At 43.7% G+C, this 15,409-nt stretch carries 17 protein-coding genes; 8 read left to right on the top strand and 9 right to left on the bottom strand.

Annotated elements, in window-relative coordinates; all coding sequences use genetic code 11:
- Positions 1–32 precede the first annotated feature (32 nt).
- From HZA10_10510 to HZA10_10490, 5 genes are all read left to right on the top strand, one after another.
- Positions 33–200: a hypothetical protein gene (locus HZA10_10510; protein ID MBI5196737.1), complete on the top strand. Its 168-nt coding sequence runs from the start codon at positions 33–35 to the stop codon at positions 198–200.
- Between the two features lie 77 nt (positions 201–277).
- Positions 278–742: a ribosome maturation factor RimP gene (locus tag HZA10_10505; GenBank protein MBI5196736.1), complete on the top strand. Its 465-nt coding sequence runs from the start codon at positions 278–280 to the stop codon at positions 740–742.
- 3 nt (positions 743–745) lie between these two features.
- Entirely contained in the window at positions 746–1,861 is a 1,116-nt protein-coding gene (nusA, locus tag HZA10_10500; GenBank protein ID MBI5196735.1) for a transcription termination/antitermination protein NusA, read from the top strand.
- Positions 1,862–1,948: 87 nt separating this feature from the next.
- Positions 1,949–4,078 carry an ATP-dependent DNA helicase RecG gene (gene recG / locus HZA10_10495; protein ID MBI5196734.1) on the top strand — a complete coding sequence of 710 codons (2,130 nt, stop codon included), beginning with the start codon at positions 1,949–1,951 and terminating at the stop codon, positions 4,076–4,078.
- 198 nt (positions 4,079–4,276) lie between these two features.
- On the top strand, positions 4,277–4,591 hold the full coding sequence (locus HZA10_10490; protein MBI5196733.1) for a hypothetical protein: 315 nt from the start codon (positions 4,277–4,279) through the stop codon (positions 4,589–4,591).
- Between the two features lie 9 nt (positions 4,592–4,600).
- Here the strand turns inward: HZA10_10490 and HZA10_10485 are convergent, their stop codons facing one another.
- Together HZA10_10485 and amrS are read right to left on the bottom strand one after the other, a co-directional pair.
- A complete protein-coding gene (locus HZA10_10485; GenBank protein ID MBI5196732.1) occupies positions 4,601–5,257 on the bottom strand; it encodes a metal-dependent transcriptional regulator in 657 nt (218 codons plus the stop codon).
- Positions 5,258–5,270: 13 nt separating this feature from the next.
- A complete protein-coding gene (gene amrS, locus HZA10_10480; protein ID MBI5196731.1) occupies positions 5,271–6,353 on the bottom strand; it encodes an AmmeMemoRadiSam system radical SAM enzyme in 1,083 nt (360 codons plus the stop codon).
- A 423-nt stretch (positions 6,354–6,776) separates the two neighbouring features.
- Here amrS and HZA10_10475 point away from each other — a divergent pair, with 423 nt between their 5' ends.
- A complete protein-coding gene (locus HZA10_10475; GenBank protein ID MBI5196730.1) occupies positions 6,777–7,280 on the top strand; it encodes a helix-turn-helix transcriptional regulator in 504 nt (167 codons plus the stop codon).
- A 249-nt stretch (positions 7,281–7,529) separates the two neighbouring features.
- Here HZA10_10475 and HZA10_10470 read toward each other — a convergent pair whose 3' ends face one another.
- The gene (locus HZA10_10470; GenBank protein ID MBI5196729.1) at positions 7,530–8,423 is read right to left on the bottom strand and encodes a UDP-3-O-acyl-N-acetylglucosamine deacetylase; all 894 of its coding nucleotides are present in this window, start codon (positions 8,421–8,423) and stop codon (positions 7,530–7,532) included.
- A gap of 142 nt (positions 8,424–8,565) precedes the next feature.
- Entirely contained in the window at positions 8,566–9,954 is a 1,389-nt protein-coding gene (locus HZA10_10465; GenBank protein ID MBI5196728.1) for a TldD/PmbA family protein, read from the bottom strand.
- A 322-nt stretch (positions 9,955–10,276) separates the two neighbouring features.
- Between HZA10_10465 and HZA10_10460 the strand changes: the two genes are divergently transcribed.
- A complete protein-coding gene (locus HZA10_10460) occupies positions 10,277–11,311 on the top strand; it encodes a hypothetical protein (GenBank protein ID MBI5196727.1) in 1,035 nt (344 codons plus the stop codon).
- Positions 11,312–11,351: 40 nt separating this feature from the next.
- On the opposite strand, the gene HZA10_10455 is transcribed toward HZA10_10460, so the two are convergent.
- Genes HZA10_10455 through HZA10_10435 form a run of 5 tightly spaced genes read right to left on the bottom strand, consistent with a single transcriptional unit; the run spans position 11,352 to position 14,324 of the window.
- Positions 11,352–12,044, bottom strand: coding sequence for a GGDEF domain-containing protein (locus tag HZA10_10455; GenBank protein MBI5196726.1), 693 nt, complete (start codon positions 12,042–12,044; stop codon positions 11,352–11,354).
- Positions 12,045–12,102: 58 nt separating this feature from the next.
- The gene (hisF, locus tag HZA10_10450) at positions 12,103–12,957 is read right to left on the bottom strand and encodes an imidazole glycerol phosphate synthase subunit HisF (protein MBI5196725.1); all 855 of its coding nucleotides are present in this window, start codon (positions 12,955–12,957) and stop codon (positions 12,103–12,105) included.
- A gap of 57 nt (positions 12,958–13,014) precedes the next feature.
- On the bottom strand, positions 13,015–13,371 hold the full coding sequence (locus tag HZA10_10445) for a four helix bundle protein (GenBank protein ID MBI5196724.1): 357 nt from the start codon (positions 13,369–13,371) through the stop codon (positions 13,015–13,017).
- A gap of 23 nt (positions 13,372–13,394) precedes the next feature.
- Positions 13,395–14,126 carry a 1-(5-phosphoribosyl)-5-[(5-phosphoribosylamino)methylideneamino]imidazole-4-carboxamide isomerase gene (gene hisA / locus HZA10_10440; GenBank protein MBI5196723.1) on the bottom strand — a complete coding sequence of 244 codons (732 nt, stop codon included), beginning with the start codon at positions 14,124–14,126 and terminating at the stop codon, positions 13,395–13,397.
- 27 nt (positions 14,127–14,153) lie between these two features.
- Positions 14,154–14,324, bottom strand: a complete 171-nt coding sequence (locus HZA10_10435) for a hypothetical protein (protein MBI5196722.1) — start codon at positions 14,322–14,324, stop codon at positions 14,154–14,156.
- Between the two features lie 108 nt (positions 14,325–14,432).
- On the opposite strand from HZA10_10435, the gene selD reads away from it, so the two are divergent.
- Positions 14,433–15,383 (top strand): selenide, water dikinase SelD, encoded by a 951-nt coding sequence (gene selD, locus HZA10_10430; GenBank protein MBI5196721.1) that lies wholly within the window; start codon positions 14,433–14,435, stop codon positions 15,381–15,383.
- The last annotated feature ends 26 nt before the right edge of the window (positions 15,384–15,409 follow it).

Genomic DNA, 15,409 nt, shown 5'->3' with positions numbered 1-15,409 from the left:
TTATTAATTGCGGCCTTAGCGCTTACAATAGGTTGCAAGAAACCAGAGGAACCGGCACCGGCACCGGCACAGGAACAGCCGGCACCGGCACCAGCGCCAGAACCAGCACCAGCACCGGCACAGCCAGCAAAGTAACATTTTCAAACAATGGAGGGGCAGGGGAGCATTTCCTGCCCCTTGCTTTTTTGCTTGCAATGTGATAATCTTATAAAGTTTACGACGGAGTCTTTTATACTGAAAGAGTGGGTCTTCCCACTCTTTTATTTTTGTAAAAAAGATGGATATTGATAAGTTAAAAGCGAGAGTAAGAGAAATTACCGCCCCTGTACTGTCTGACATGGGGGTTGAACTGGATGATATGGAACTTATGAAGATGGGGAGCAAATTTCTTTTGCGGATATTTATTGACAAAGAAGGCGGGGTTACTATTGACGACTGCGCAAAGGCAAGCCGTGAAATAGAGGCGCAGCTTGACGTGCAGGACCCTATGCCTGCTTCATATATACTGGAGGTGTCGTCTCCCGGGCTTGACAGGCCTCTCAGGAAGCCGGGTGATTTTAGGAGATTTTCAGGAAAGACTGTCAGAATCGTTACGTCAACGGCGATTGAGAATCAGACATTTTTTATCGGTGAAATATCCGGGGCGGGAAACACCGGAGTAGAACTGCTTCTGCCAAAGGGCCGGGTGGTAACCATCCCATATGAAAATATTTCCAGAGCAAGGCTGGAGGTGAAGGTTTAACATATGAGCCGTGAACTGATTAACATTATTGAACAGATGAGCAAGGAAAAAGGAATCTCAAAGGAGTCTCTTATTGAGAACCTTGAGACTGCACTTTTGTCTGCGGCGCGCAAAAAGTACGGCTTAAATATAAATTTGAATATCAAGATTACCCCAAATACAGGAGACATATCTTTAACCGCATTCAAAAAAATTGTCCAGAAGGTCGCAAATCCAAACGAAGAAATGTCGCTTGCCGAGGCAAAAAAGGTAGACCCTGCAAAAAATATAGGTGATGAAATAGAATCTCCGGTGGCGCTCTTTGACTTTGGAAGGATTGCGGCCCAGACGGCAAAACAGGTGCTTTTTCAGAAGGTCAGGGAGGCTGAGAGAGGCGCTATCTTTGATGAATACAAGGATAAAATAGGACAGATTATAAGCGGTGTTGTAATAAGGAAGGAAAAGGGCTGTTATTTTGTTGCGCTCGGCAGGGCTGAGGCGACGCTCCCCATAAAGGAGGCAATACCCACAGAGACGCTTAAAAGGGGTGAGACGATCAGGGCGTACATTGAGGACGTCAGAATTACCCCTAAGGGCCCTGTAATTTTATTGTCAAGGACTCACCCCAACTTCGTCGGCGAGCTTTTCAAAATGGAGATACCCGAGATTTATGAGGGGCTTGTTACCATTAAGAATATTGTCAGGGAGGCAGGCGACAGAACGAAATTAACCGTGTCCTCAAAGAACCAGCAGATTGACCCTGTAGGAGCCTGTGTAGGGATTAAGGGGACAAGGGTGCAGTCCATTGTCAGGGAGCTTAAAGGTGAGAGGATTGACATAATACCATGGACCGACGACCCGAGGGTGCTTATAGCAAAGGCGCTGAGTCCGGCAAGCGTGGAAAGAATAGGGATAAATGAAGAGGAAAAATCCGCAATGGTTGTTGTCAACGACCAGCAGCTTTCGGTAGCCATCGGGAAGAAAGGGCAAAACGTTAGGCTTGCGATGAAGCTTACCGGCTGGGATATTGATATAATCAGCAATACCGAGTATGACAAGATGAAGGCAGAAGAATTACAGGCAGTAGAAATAGAGGCGCCTGTTAAAGAGAAAAAGCGCAAAGAAAACCGGACCTCATAAAAAGGCGATTTACCACAGAGAAGGCTGAGAAAATATTCATTGTAAATTTATCATTGAAAATTTAGCAGTTAAAATTTGCAGTTTGAAATGATAATTGATAATTTTGCAATAAAAAAATTATCCGCGCTGGTCAATAAATCTTACTCTGCCGATACCCCTGTGCAATATGTAAAGGGAGTGGGTCCCAAGAGGGCGCTGCTCCTTGCAAGGCTTGGGATCAAAACGCTGGAAGATATTATTTATTACTTCCCCTGGCGTTACGAAGACAGGAAAAATCTGAAGAAAATATCCTGCCTCGCCTTCGGGCATGCCGAGACGGTGTTAGCCGAAGTTGTATCCTCTGAAGTTATTACCACCCCCCGGAAAAGAATGAAGATATTTGAGCTTCTGGTAAAGGATGACACAGGCTGTCTTAAGTGCAAGTGGTTTAACCAGCCCTATATGAAAAAATATTTTGATAAGGGGCAAAAGATAATCTTAAGCGGCGTTGTGAAAGGAGGTTCATTTGCAGGAATTGGTTTTGAGATGGATAATCCTGATTTTGAACACGTTGAAAATGATGACACGCATATACACACCTCAAGGATTGTGCCTGTATATAAATCCACCGAAGGCTTTACGCAGAAACAATTAAGGACCTTGATGTTTAACGCAGTAAATTCCCACCTTGCTGTTGTTGAAGATTTTATGCCTCAGGATATGCTTCAGAAAAACGGCCTGATGTCTTTGCCCCGCGCAGTTAAAGAGGCGCATTTTCCCGAGGACTTTTCAGATGCAGACGCGCTTAATAAAGGTTTAAGCCCGGCGCACAGACGGCTTGTGTTTGATGAATTTTTCCTGCTTGAATTAGGGCTGGCCCTTACAAAAAAGAAAGAGGTTTATGAAAAGGGGATAAGTTTCAGGTGTGAAGGGACGCTGGCAGGGGAGTTTTTTAAAAGCCTCCCCTTTAAACTTACCGGCGCTCAAAAGAGGGCGCTTGATGAAATAAAAACTGATATGCAGAAACCTTTGCCTATGAACAGGCTTCTTCACGGTGATGTCGGCTGCGGTAAGACTGTTATTGCTTTGGCTTCCATGCTGACTGCCGTGGAATCAGGCTATCAGGCATGCCTTATGGCTCCAACTGAAATTCTTGCAGAACAGCATTTTATAAATATACATAAAATGATTGAGCCTCTCGGCATAAAGTCTGCGCTTCTGACCTCAAGCACTAAATCAGGTCCTTTTGACGATATTTCAGTCGGAGCAACGCAGATTGTCATAGGCACCCATTCGCTTATTCAGGAGCGTGTGGCATTTAAAAACCTCGGGCTCGCAATAATTGACGAACAGCATAAATTCGGCGTGGTCCAGAGGGCCAGCCTCCGCAAAAAAGGGTTTAACCCTGACATCATTATCATGACTGCAACGCCGATTCCGAGGACGCTTGCGCTTACATTGTACGGAGACCTTGATATATCTGTGATAGACGAACTCCCGTCAGGCAGGAAACCGGTTATTACAAAGGTCTTTTTCCCGGGCCAGAAAGAACAGATTTATTCCCGTATAAACACCGAGCTTGCCAAAGGACGTCAGGTTTATATAGTGTATCCTCTGATTGAGGAGTCGGAAAAACTGGACCTTAAAAGCGCCATTGACGGCGCTGAGGCATTTAAAAAAATTTTCCCGGACAGGAGAATAGGGCTTATCCACGGCAGGATAAAACAGGAGGAGCGGGAAGGCCTTATGGCTTCTTTCAAGTCCGGAGATATTGATATGCTTGTATCCACTACGGTAATAGAGGTCGGCGTGGATGTGCCTAATGCATCGCTTATGCTTATTGTGCATGCAGAAAGGTTCGGGCTTGCACAGCTTCACCAATTGAGGGGAAGGATAGGCAGGGGCAGTTATGAATCCTATTGCATGCTGATGGCATATCCGCCATTTAGCGAAGATGCAAAGAGGCGGCTCAAGGTGATGGAGTCAACAGGCGACGGTTTTAAGATTGCCGAAGAAGACCTCTTAATCAGGGGGCCCGGGGAATTTTTCGGAACAAAACAGGCCGGGCTGCCTGATTTAAAGATTGCCAGTATAATAAGGGATATTGCCGTTCTTGAGGCATCAAGGAAAGAGGCCTTTGTCCTTGCTGATTCCGACTCGTATTTAAAAAATTATCCGTTGCTTAAAAAAAGACTGCAGAAAAAGTGGATGGGGAAGCTGGAATTGGTGAAAAGTTGAGAAGGAGACAATATAACGGCATATATATCTTCAAAACTTTAAAAATGCAACGATGATTATTATCTGTCATGCTGCAAAAAATTTTAAGTATTTGCTCTGAACCATAAAAAAAGGCAGCATGACATTAAGGTGTTGCCTTAAAGTTTCTCAGACACATATGCTGTTATATTAAGAACAGGATACAGGAAAGGAGGTTTTATGATTGACAGGGTAAGGAAAAACCTTAACGAAGGTGTAAAGAGCGTAAAATGGGTTGCCACCTTTCTTGCCGACAGGCTCAAGGCCGAGACCTCTATGGCGCAATTGCTGTATGCAAGCAGTAAGCTTGAGGCAAAGGTCGAGGATCTTTGCAGGGATATCGGCAGGAGGGTGCTGGAGCTGAAAGAAAAAGAGGAAAAGGCAGTGCTCAAGGATTTTATCATCCTTCAGTCAATTGAGGAGATAAAAAAACTCAGGGAACAGATAGATGATTATAAAAATAAGGCTCAGGACCTGAGCAAGCCGCAGGAATGAAGACATTACTCAGGTTTTTCTGACGTAAATCTCCTCTGCAATCGGCGAGTCTATAGCTAATGTCGTTTCTTCTATCTCCAGCACAAACGGCGGTCCTTTTTGTTTTAATCTGATAATACTGCCCGGCACTATCCCCAGAGATGCAAGACGCTCAAGCCTTAAGCTTTTATCTTTTTTGGAAAGGGTTATGTAAACAATCCTTGCCTCAGAGCCGACCTCAAGGTCTTTTAACTGGATGACAAGCGGCTTTACCTCGCGGCTGTATTTGAAACAGCACTCTCCCTTTGGAATCGGTTTGCCGTGCGGGCATGTCGGAGGATGTCCCAAAAAGGCGCATACGCTGTCAGTGACTGCCGGGGAAAGAAAATGCTCAACCTCGCAAGCAGTGTGTTCGCTTTCTTCCATGCTTACTTCAAGAACATCATGGAAAAGCCTTTCTGCCAGGCGGTGCCTTCTGGTTAGATCACTGGCCCGGCTCTCGCCTTTTTCCTTTAACTCAATCGTGTCTCCGGAGACGTGTATCAAATCAGCCTTTTCCATTTTCCTGATGACTTCAGGCGTTTTTTTATCATCAAGATTTTTGATGACATCGGAATAACTCTTTGAGCCTTTCTCCCTTAAGGACCATAAAAGCTCAAGTATTTCATCTGTCAGTTTCTTGCTCATGAATTATCCCCCTTTACCAGACACCTTCAATCTTTGTCTTGCAATTAAAGCACGCGCCGTCTTTCATCTTATTCTCTTTAATATAAAACCCAAGGCGTTCAATAAGCAATTCTTTACAGGATGGGCAATGAGTATTCTCTCCGCCTTCGCCCGGCACATTCCCTTCATATACATATTTAAGTCCGGCTTCAAAACCTATCTTTCTTGCCCGCCTGAGTGTTTCTACAGGAGTCCGCGGTGTATCAAGCATCTTGTATGTAGGATAAAACTGGCTTACATGCCAGGGGATTGATGCATCAACGGACTTGATGAACCCTGCTATCCATCTTAATGTTTCTTCAGAATCATTATGCCCCGGAATGATAAGCGTGGTTATCTCAACCCAGACGCCGGAGTCCTCCATTAATTTTATTGTATCAAGGACCGGCTGAAGTTTTGCGCCGCAGATTTTTTTGTAAAATTTGTCATCGCCTTTAAGGTCAATATTATTTGCATCAAGATAAGGGGCGATTGCCCTTGCCGCTTCCACACCTGTATAGCCGTTGCTTACAAAGACGTTTTTAATTCCTTTATCATGCGCAATTCCGGCGCAGTCATATGCAAACTCAAAAAATATAGTCGGTTCTGTATAAGTATATGAAATGCTTTTACAGCCTGCTCCTATAGCTGCGTCAACTATTTCTTCAGGAGTAACGGCTTCCCCGGGTATTTCATGTTTGGCGTCTGGAATTCGGTTTTCGGCATCTGAGTTTTTTTTATCTTTTAACTCATAACTCTTAACTTTTAACTTATAACTGTTTTTAGGGTACTGTGAAATATCATAGTTCTGGCAGTGCATGCATCTGAAATTACATCCGACTGTTGCGATTGAAAAAGACTTTGAGGCCGGGTGAAAGTGGAACAGAGGTTTTTTCTCAATAGGGTCTATGTTCATTGAAATGATTTTTCCATAGACCAGGCTGTAAAGCGCGCCTCCTTTATTTTCCCTGACGCCGCAAATACCGCGCCTGCCGTCAGATATAACGCAGTGATGGGCGCAGAGAAAACACTGCACTTTCCCGTCTTTAAGTTTTTTGTAAAACATTGCCTCTTTCATAGGTAATATTATATCACACGGTATCAGGGTATACGATGCACGACTTGTCCGCCTATGACGGATTGAACAATAACGGCATATATACCTTCAAAACTTTAAGAATGCAATCAAGATTATTATCAGTCATGCTGCAAAAAGTTTTAAGTATTTAACCCGGACTATTTGTAAAAAGGCAGCATGACATTAAGGTGTTGCCTTAAAGTTTTTCAAGCACATATGCCGTTATCCTGCATCTGATTTAAGATTGTTTACTATTTAGCAACAAAAGTATCCCTATTGGCAACAACTAAATTGTTTACAAAAAGTGTTTGTCCGTTCTTTTTTTGCATTTTTTTCTTGACAATGTAAAAATAATGTTATATAAATAATATTAGAGAAAGAATGTTAGAGAAACTTTTTACATCAGGAATAAGAGCAGACATTATGTCTTTGCTTTTTAACAGTCCTGAAGAAAAATTTTATGTCAGGGAGATTGCAAGGCTGGTAAGAAAAAATCCGTCAGGCGTTAAGAGAGAACTGGACAAGCTGGAAAAGATGGGGCTTGTTATGAGTGAAAAGGAAGGCAATCTAAAATATTTTAAGGTCAACAAAGACTCTCCTCCTTTTCCAGAGCTGAAAGGATTGATTGCAAAGTCCCTCGGGCTTCCCGGAGCCCTTAAATCAACGCTCAGAGTTTCTTCGGTAAAGACTGCTTTTATTTACGGGCCTTATGCGGAAGGCTCGGATGTCCCCTCAATAAATCTGTTTATTGTCTGCGATTCCAATAATCTTAAGAATAATCTCAGCGAGGTTGAAAAACGTTTTGGCAGGGAATTGCACTATACCGTTATGAATGAAATGGACTACAAGACGAAGAAAAGAAAGGGCGATGCGCGTTTAAAAAAACTTTTGAATGCAAAAAAAATTTTATTGCTTGGAAGATTATAGACTTATCCCGGTAAACCCGGGATATGAAAGGGGGTGAGTAGGAATGGCCGCCAAGAAGAAAGCTGCTGCTAAGAAGAAAACAGCAAAGAAGAAGAAAAAATAACTTTTGCAGTTGAGTTGTTTTTAGGGCAGCTGCATCCTGAAATAACAGGATGCAGCTGCCCTTCTTTTTTGATTAGGGTGTTGCCCTTAAAGTTTCTCAGGCACATATGCCGTTATTGAGTTGGAATTTGGCGGAATGGCTTATATTTATACGGACGCGACGAGCGCTGATGAAGAAGGAGAGATATGCGGCTCTGAGACTATTTCCCAGGCGTCTTTAAATGAAAGAAGCTTTTTTATAAATTTTATATTTAGGGCATGTCCTGCCTTGTTTGCGATTATATGGCCGTAAATCGGCAGTCCGAGCAATGATATATCGCCTATTGCATCAAGGATTTTATGACGCACAAATTCGTTCTTGAATCTTAGTTTGTTTTTGTTGATTAGTCCGTTTTCCCCGAGAACAAGCGCATTTTCCAGCGAGCCGCCCCGCGCCAATCCCTTAGACCGGAGGAAATTTACGTCCTTCAGAAATCCGTAGGTCCTTGCAGGCGCAAGCTCTTTGATGAAGTTTGTGCCGGTTATATCAATGCTCATTTTCTGTTCTCCGAAGGCGGGGTGTTTGTGATGAACACGGTATGTCACCTTGGTGCCTTCATACGGCATGACTGCAATCTGGCAGAACTCCTCTTCAATTGAAAAAGGTTTTATAATTCTTAGGCATGAAATCTTCTTTGCCTGCTTTGCTATGCCTGTCTCAGTTATCTTTTGTGTAAAGACAAAGGCGCTGCCGTCCATTATCGGGACTTCAGAGCCGTCAAGTTCAACATAAAGATTATCTATATTAAGACCGGCTAATGCGGACAGGAGGTGCTCAACCGTTCCCACCCGTACGCCGTTAAAGCCTAAATTAGTGGCAAATATCGTGTCTACTACGGAATTTACACAGGCCTTTATCTCTGCATTACCCTTGTCTGTCCTGATGAAAATTATGCCTGTGTCCCGCGGCGCGGGCTTAAGCCGCATGTTAATCATTCTGCCTGTGTGAAGTCCTATGCCGCTTACCGTGACTTCCTGTTTTAATGTATGTTGATAGCGCATTATGAATATATTAAAGCAAATTAAGTACCAGAGAGCTTTTCCTTTAAAATCAAGCAGATAATATTGCGAGGTGTATCATAAACACATCTATTAGTATCTATTTTGCATAACATTAATTAACAGCGGCAGTTAAACAAAGGCTCTAAACGGTTCCTCCGACAACTATTTCCGGTATTCTGACTGTGGGCATAGCATCAGAAACAGGGACTCCCTGCATATCTTTTCCGCAGGTCCCGATTGCGAAGCCAAGATCGCTGCCGACCATATCTATGGATTTTAAGATTTCAGGACCGTTGCCGATAAGGGTAGCGCCCCTTACTGGTTCTCCAAGCATACCTTTTTCTATCAAATATCCTTCTGAAACTTCAAAGACAAATTCACCAGTGGCGGTATTGACCTGCCCTCCGCCCATCTTTTTGACAAAAAAACCTTTTTCAACAGACTTTATTATTTCTTCAGGAATACTGCTGCCCGGGGCTATGAACGTATTGGTCATTCTCGGAATAGGCCTGTGTTTGTAAGATTCACGCCGGCCGTTGCCTGATGAAGGCTTTTTATCTTTCAGAGACGTCAGCCGGTCATACATATATCCGGTGAGCACCCCTTTTTCAACAAGTATGGTGCGTTGGGACGGCGACCCCTCGTCATCAAACCTGAAAGAGCCTCTTTTACTGGGCAGGGTTGAGTCATCTATTACTGTAATCAAGGGTGATGCCACAAGCTCGCCTGCCTTATTTGAAAAAATCGACAGTCCCTGCTGTACAAGATCGGCTTCAAGTCCGTGTCCTATCGCCTCATGTATCATAGTGCCGCCTGCCATTGAAGAAATTATAACCGGCATCCTTCCTCCCTGAGCTTTTTTTGCGCTTAACATTGCAACTGCCTTTTGCGCAGCACTGCGCGCCATTTCATCAAAGGGAGTTTCATCAAATAGTTCAAAGCCTGTCAGTCCGCCGACCGGTTCATATGCTGTCTGAAGGACGCTGTTTTTTTCGGCAACGACATGTATGACGCCGAGCGTGTGAATACGGTTGTCTTCAGCGATTACGCCATCTGATGAGGCAACACAGATGTCCTGCGAGGAGTCCTTATAAATTACTGACACCTGCTTGATTTCAGAGCCTGCGCTTCGGGCGGTTTTGTTGGCCTTTTCTATGAGGTGAATTTTTTTGTCAATGACAACATCCTCTGGTTTTAATTTTATGGTAAAGTCTACCGGAGGTTTTATTTTTCTAAGGTCAACGGTTACAGCTCTGTCTTTATTCAACGCCGCTTTGCTTACTGCGGCGGTAAGTTCGTACAGGGCCTCTTCTGAAAAGTCATTGCCGTATGCATAGGCGGATTTTTCGCCGATGATGACCCGTATGCCTATTCCAGAATCAAGGCCTGTGACAAGCTTTTCAACCTTGTCATCCTCAATCTGGATGAAAGTAGAGCGGGTATGCTCTATAAAAACATCGGCATAATCCCCGCCCTTTGAAAGGGCTTTTTTAATAAGCTTTGATAAAAGCTCGTAAGATACCGTGTTCAAGGTTTGCCTCCTGGAAAAAATTCATTGTAAATTTATCATTTTAAATTTGCATTTTGAAATGATAATTGATAATTTTGCAATGGAAAAAACTCTGTGCCCTCTGTGGTTTCATGTTTCTTATCTGCTTCTTCATAAAATTTTGACATTACTGGAATTTTCTGTAAACTAATAAGTATCGCATAATACTAATGCCCACACATGCTGTCATTCCCGCGAAGGCGGGAATCCAGTATTTTTTTTCTGGATTCCGTGTCAAGCACGGAATGACAAAAGTAATAGTATTATAGCATTTTACTAATGCCCGGGAGGGAAAGGACTGACAATGTCAAAAGCAGTTGCGCTATATTCTGGAGGGCTGGACAGCACGCTTGCCATCCTTGCTGTCATGAGGCAGGGGATTGAAGTAACCGCCGTTACCTTTCTCACCCATTTCGGCTGTGATATCTCTGACAGGTCGTCATGCTCAAAAGACCCGTTTTCTGCGGCTGAGAAATTCGGATTCAAGGTCAAGCTCCACCATTTAGCAGATAAGTTCATTGAGATTGTTAAAAACCCGAGATTCGGGCACGGCAAAAACATGAATCCCTGCATTGACTGCAGGATATTAATGCTTAAAGAGGCAAGCGAGTTGATGCGCCTGACAGGGGCTGACTTCATAATTACCGGCGAAGTGTTAGGGCAGAGGCCGATGAGCCAGAAGAAAACCAACTTCCCTATGATTGACAAGACAGCAGATGTCAGGGGATATGTGCTGAGGCCCCTCAGCGCAAAACTGCTGGATATTACAATTCCGGAGCAGAAGGGGATTGTCAGCAGGGACCTGTTTTATGATTTTAACGGGCGCTCAAGAAAACCGCAGATGGCGCTTGCAAAGGAATTCGGACTTACAGAGTATCCGGCGCCTGCGGGCGGCTGTCTCCTGACCGAGCCGAACTATTCATTCAGGCTGAAAGAACTGCTTGCTTATAAAAAAGACCCGGAGTTAAAAGACATAAATCTTTTAAGGATAGGAAGACATTTCAGGGTTTCGCCTGAATGCAAGATTATTGTCGGAAGAGATAAAAATGAAAATGAAGCCATTTTATCGCTTGCAGGCGCAGAGGAGTATGTATTGCAGGTGGAAGGATACGGAAGCCCGGTGACTATTATTTCCGGCATTGCAGGTGATGAAACATTGACATCGGCAGCGTCTTTATGCGCAAGATATTCAGACGCAAGACACCTGACAGAGGTTGATGTGGCAGTTTCAATCGGGAGTGAAAGGTTTTATCTTAAAGTGCTGCCTGTAAATAATGCAATTGCGGGGCTGTACAGGATTGAAATGAATCCTCAAGAGGTGCTTCTTAAAAGCAGATGACTGTCAGGGATTGATTCCGCAGCAATTTCTATAGTACTTGTCATTTCAGACTTTCTTTCTGCTTTTTCTGCACGTACATCAGTCTTTCTGCTTCGTACAGAAGTTTATCAAGAGAGACTGGGTTTTCAGGGTCATATTTTGCAATGCCTGTGCTTAATAACGGCTTATAACCACGGTGGTGTTTTGAATTGTAAGTCTCAATGGCTTTCTGCAGGCGCTCGGAGATTGTCTCAAAATTTTCATAAGGAGTTCCGGCATAAAAGACTACAAATTCATCCCCGCCGATTCGGGCGATAATATCAGACTCCCTGAAGGTTTCTTTGAGTATATCCGCAGTTTCCGCCAGCGCACGGTCGCCCTCCTGATGCCCCCATGTATCATTAATCCACTTGAGATTATCCAGATCAACATAAAGCATGAAGGCCTCTTTCTTCTGCCGGGCGGCTATCTTTAACTGATAGTCCATTAATGTAAAAAAACCTCTGCGGTTAAGGAGTCCGGTAAGTTCGTCGGTAAAGGACTGCGTCCGCAGTTTTTCTTCAAGCTGTCTGAGCCGGATTATATCGGAACAGGTCTGCTTATATAGATAGAAAACAGATATCCCGACAACGACAATTAATGATATGACTGAATAAGTAATCTGTTTTAACGAGGAATAATTAAAGGATATTCCTATCAATGATGACAGGGAAGCAACCAGAATTAAGACAACTATGATTATGCGCAGGTTCATTCTTTATGTATAGAGAAATTATAGCAGATTATACGGATAAAGCAAGAAATTAGATTAGCTATAACCTGACAGGAACTCCTTTTGCTCTGAGATATTCCTTTGCCTCTTTTATCGTGTATTCCCTGTAATGGAAAATTGAGGCGGCAAGCGCCGCATCAGCCTTTCCGTCCACAAGCCCTTCGTAAATGTGCTGAAGCGTTCCGACGCCGCCTGATGCAATCACCGGTATTGATACAGTTTCTGAAATGGTCCGTGTGAGCTCAATGTCAAAGCCGTTCTTTGTCCCGTCCCGGTCCATGCTCGTAAGCAGGATTTCTCCTGCGCCGAGCTCCTCCATTTTCTTGGCCCATTTAACGGCGTCAATAAGACGCATCTTCCTGCCGCCATGCGTTGAGATAGCCCAGATTCCGCCGTTGCCCCCCCTTGATAAGGGCGGAATGTCAAGCCGCACCTCTTTTAAAAACGGATCGCTGAACCAGTGTTCTTCAGGGGCATCGCCTAATCTGGTAACGACCCTTTTTGCGTCAATGGCAACGACAATACACTGGCTGCCGAATCTTTCAGAAGCCTTTTTTACAAAATAAGGGTCATGGACAGCAGTTGTATTAACTGAGACCTTGTCACAGCCTGAATTAAGAAGGTCTCTTATGTCCTCAAGGTTTTTAATTCCTCCGCCTACGGTGAGAGGCATGAAGACATCATCTGCCGTCTTCGCAACGACATCAAGGATGATTTTCCGCTTTTCATGTGAGGCAGTGATGTCAAGGAACACAAGCTCGTCAGCGCCCTGTTCGTCATAGAATTTTGCATTCTCAACAGGGTCTCCTGCGTCCTGAAGGTTCTGAAAGCTTACGCCCTTCACAACCCTTCCGTTCTTTACGTCAAGACATGGAATTATTCGTTTAGCTAACATTTTCCCCCATAAAACATAACATTGCAAAATGCAAAATTAACAATTATCATTTTAAATTTATTTTTTGTTTTTTGCAGTAACAATGCTTTTTGCAATAATAGCACATAGTTCTTCAACTTCTTTTAAAAGTGGGTCAACACGTTGTGGAACTAAAATCTGAGCATGGAAAATAATTTTTAACCAAAAACGAGTTTCCTTTAATTCCTTTAACACAATACCTAACTTATGAACAAAATCGGCCCGTGACTCTGCTCCGCATGCTTCTTCATAATTAGATCCGGGGGATGTACCGGACCGCAAAATCTGCCCGGCAATATGTCTTCCTACATTTGTTTTAGGTAATGAATTAACAAGCTTAATTATTCTTACAGTGAAATCGAGTAACCGTTCTGTTAATTGGTTGCTGTTATTCATACTTTTTGCATTATTGTTAAATGCTAATTTTGCAATGCTAATTTTGCAATGCTAATTGCATCCTTAAGTTCAAGCGTCCCTTCATAGAGCGCCTTTCCCGTAATAACTCCCCAGAGGTTCTTTATCTGCATCAGATTTTTAATGTCGTTAATCGTTGACACTCCGCCTGAAGCAATGACAGGTATTTTAATTGCATCAGCCATTTTTGCCATTGCATCAAGATTAGGACCTGAAAGCATCCCATCCCTTGCAATGTCAGTGTAAATAATCCCTGCGGCGCCGTCAGCCTCCATCTTTCTTGCAAATTCAACGGCATCCCACTCTGTTATCTCCACCCACCCTTTGACAGCGGCTTTGCCGTCTCTTGCGTCAACTCCCACAAGCACTTTACCATGAAATTTTTCACAGGCTTTTTTAATCATATCACGTTTGTTAATAGCAGAGGTTCCGATTATGACCCTGTCAATGCCGAGGTTAATCAGTTTTTCTATATTTTCAATATCTCTTATCCCGCCTCCAAGCTCAATGGGAATCCTTATTGCCTTTCTTATTTCCATGATTACATCAAGATTTTTCTGTGTGCCTGTAAAAGCGCCGTCAAGGTCCACTACATGCAGTAATTCAGCCCCCATGTTGGCCCAGTGCTTAGCTATGGAAGCAGGGTCTTCAGAGTAAACAGTGACAGCCTCCTTTTTCCCCTGAAGAAGCCTCACGCACTTGCCGTCTTTTAAATCTATTGCCGGTATAATTATCATCGATTGAGTATATCAGACAAAGCGTTTTCAGGCAAACTCTTCCATTTCCTCTTCTGTTTTTTCTTTGTCCGTCTTTCTGTCGTAGCCTTTTTTGCCTTTTTTGGTTTCATGCGCGTGTGCGCCCTTGAGCCTGAGCACCGCCTCAAGGGGCAGGCGGGGTTTTTTTATCTTTTTCTTTTTTGCCCTTGTTTTTGACATGAAACGGCCTTTCAAGTATTATAACTCAATATGCGGAAAATCAGGCTTACGCAAAAAGTAAAAGCAGGCGGCTGAGCAGGTAAATTAGGTCCGGCGGATCTAAGAAAAATACTTTCAAACCTGCATGAGGATAAGGACAGACGGGTAATTGTCGGACCCGGTGACGACGCCGGGGTATGCCTTTTTGAGGGCGGTGCCATAGTTGAGACAGTGGATGTCATCACGCCGCTTGTTGACGACCCCTATACATTCGGCGCCATAAGCGCCGCCAATTCAATGAGCGATGTTTATGCTATGGGCGGAACGCCTGTTACGGCTCTGGCAATTCTCGGGTTTTCATCCTGCGATTACGGGCATTCGGTTATAAAAGAACTTCTTGAAGGCGCGCAGGCAAAGATTAAGGAAGCAGGCGCAGCATTAATCGGAGGTCACAGCATTGAAGATGCTGAATTCAAATTCGGACTTTCTGTCACAGGCCGGGTTGATAAAAATAAAATCCTAAGGGCAGGCGGTGCAGTTCCGGGAGATATTCTTATCCTTACAAAACCCCTCGGCACAGGCATCCTTGCCTCTGCATTTAAACGTAAGGCAATTAATGATAAAGACTTAAAGAAGGCGATTGTTTCAATGCTTACACTTAACGGCACTGCGTCAAAGGCTGCGTTGGCGGCAGGCGCTCATGCCGCAACGGACATTACCGGCTTTGGCTTGATAGGGCATGCCTTAAATATGGTTAAAGACTCCAAGACTGATTTTGTTTTTTATCACGATAAAATTCCGGTAATGGAAAAGGTGAAAAACCTTGCCGCTTCAGGCATTGCGCCCAAGGGCGCGCATAATAACTTAAAATTTTTCAGCGATAAAATTACTTTTCCGAAAAATTTTTCAAACGCTGAAAAATTAATCCTCTCCGACCCCCAGACCTCAGGCGGACTTCTGATTGCCGTGCCTCAAAAGGGAATAAATAAATTCAGGCAATTTGCGCAAAGAAAAAACATGCCCTATTGGGAGATTGGAAATGTTGTGAAGGGCAGGGGAAGGATTGTGGTTGAAGGATGAAGGTTCAGGGATGAAAGATGAAGGAT

Source organism: Nitrospirota bacterium (assembly GCA_016212185.1).
Classification (GTDB): Bacteria; Nitrospirota; Thermodesulfovibrionia; order UBA6902; family DSMQ01; genus JACRGX01.
Note: the sequence above shows the minus strand (reverse complement) of the source record. Positions and strands in the feature narration are given on the sequence as shown.

Excerpts from the sequence above, each read along its gene's own strand:
- HZA10_10505 (MBI5196736.1), top strand. The coding sequence starts at position 278 with ATGGATATTGATAAGTTAAAAGCGAGAGTAAGAGAAATTACCGCCCCT.
- nusA (MBI5196735.1), top strand. The coding sequence starts at position 746 with ATGAGCCGTGAACTGATTAACATTATTGAACAGATGAGCAAGGAAAAA.
- recG (MBI5196734.1), top strand. The coding sequence starts at position 1,949 with ATGATAATTGATAATTTTGCAATAAAAAAATTATCCGCGCTGGTCAAT.
- HZA10_10490 (MBI5196733.1), top strand. The coding sequence starts at position 4,277 with ATGATTGACAGGGTAAGGAAAAACCTTAACGAAGGTGTAAAGAGCGTA.
- HZA10_10485 (MBI5196732.1), bottom strand. The coding sequence starts at position 5,257 with ATGAGCAAGAAACTGACAGATGAAATACTTGAGCTTTTATGGTCCTTA.
- amrS (MBI5196731.1), bottom strand. The coding sequence starts at position 6,353 with ATGAAAGAGGCAATGTTTTACAAAAAACTTAAAGACGGGAAAGTGCAG.
- HZA10_10475 (MBI5196730.1), top strand. The coding sequence starts at position 6,777 with ATGTCTTTGCTTTTTAACAGTCCTGAAGAAAAATTTTATGTCAGGGAG.
- HZA10_10470 (MBI5196729.1), bottom strand. The coding sequence starts at position 8,423 with ATGCGCTATCAACATACATTAAAACAGGAAGTCACGGTAAGCGGCATA.
- HZA10_10460 (MBI5196727.1), top strand. The coding sequence starts at position 10,277 with ATGTCAAAAGCAGTTGCGCTATATTCTGGAGGGCTGGACAGCACGCTT.
- HZA10_10455 (MBI5196726.1), bottom strand. The coding sequence starts at position 12,044 with ATGAACCTGCGCATAATCATAGTTGTCTTAATTCTGGTTGCTTCCCTG.
- hisF (MBI5196725.1), bottom strand. The coding sequence starts at position 12,957 with ATGTTAGCTAAACGAATAATTCCATGTCTTGACGTAAAGAACGGAAGG.
- HZA10_10445 (MBI5196724.1), bottom strand. The coding sequence starts at position 13,371 with ATGAATAACAGCAACCAATTAACAGAACGGTTACTCGATTTCACTGTA.
- hisA (MBI5196723.1), bottom strand. The coding sequence starts at position 14,126 with ATGATAATTATACCGGCAATAGATTTAAAAGACGGCAAGTGCGTGAGG.
- HZA10_10435 (MBI5196722.1), bottom strand. The coding sequence starts at position 14,324 with ATGTCAAAAACAAGGGCAAAAAAGAAAAAGATAAAAAAACCCCGCCTG.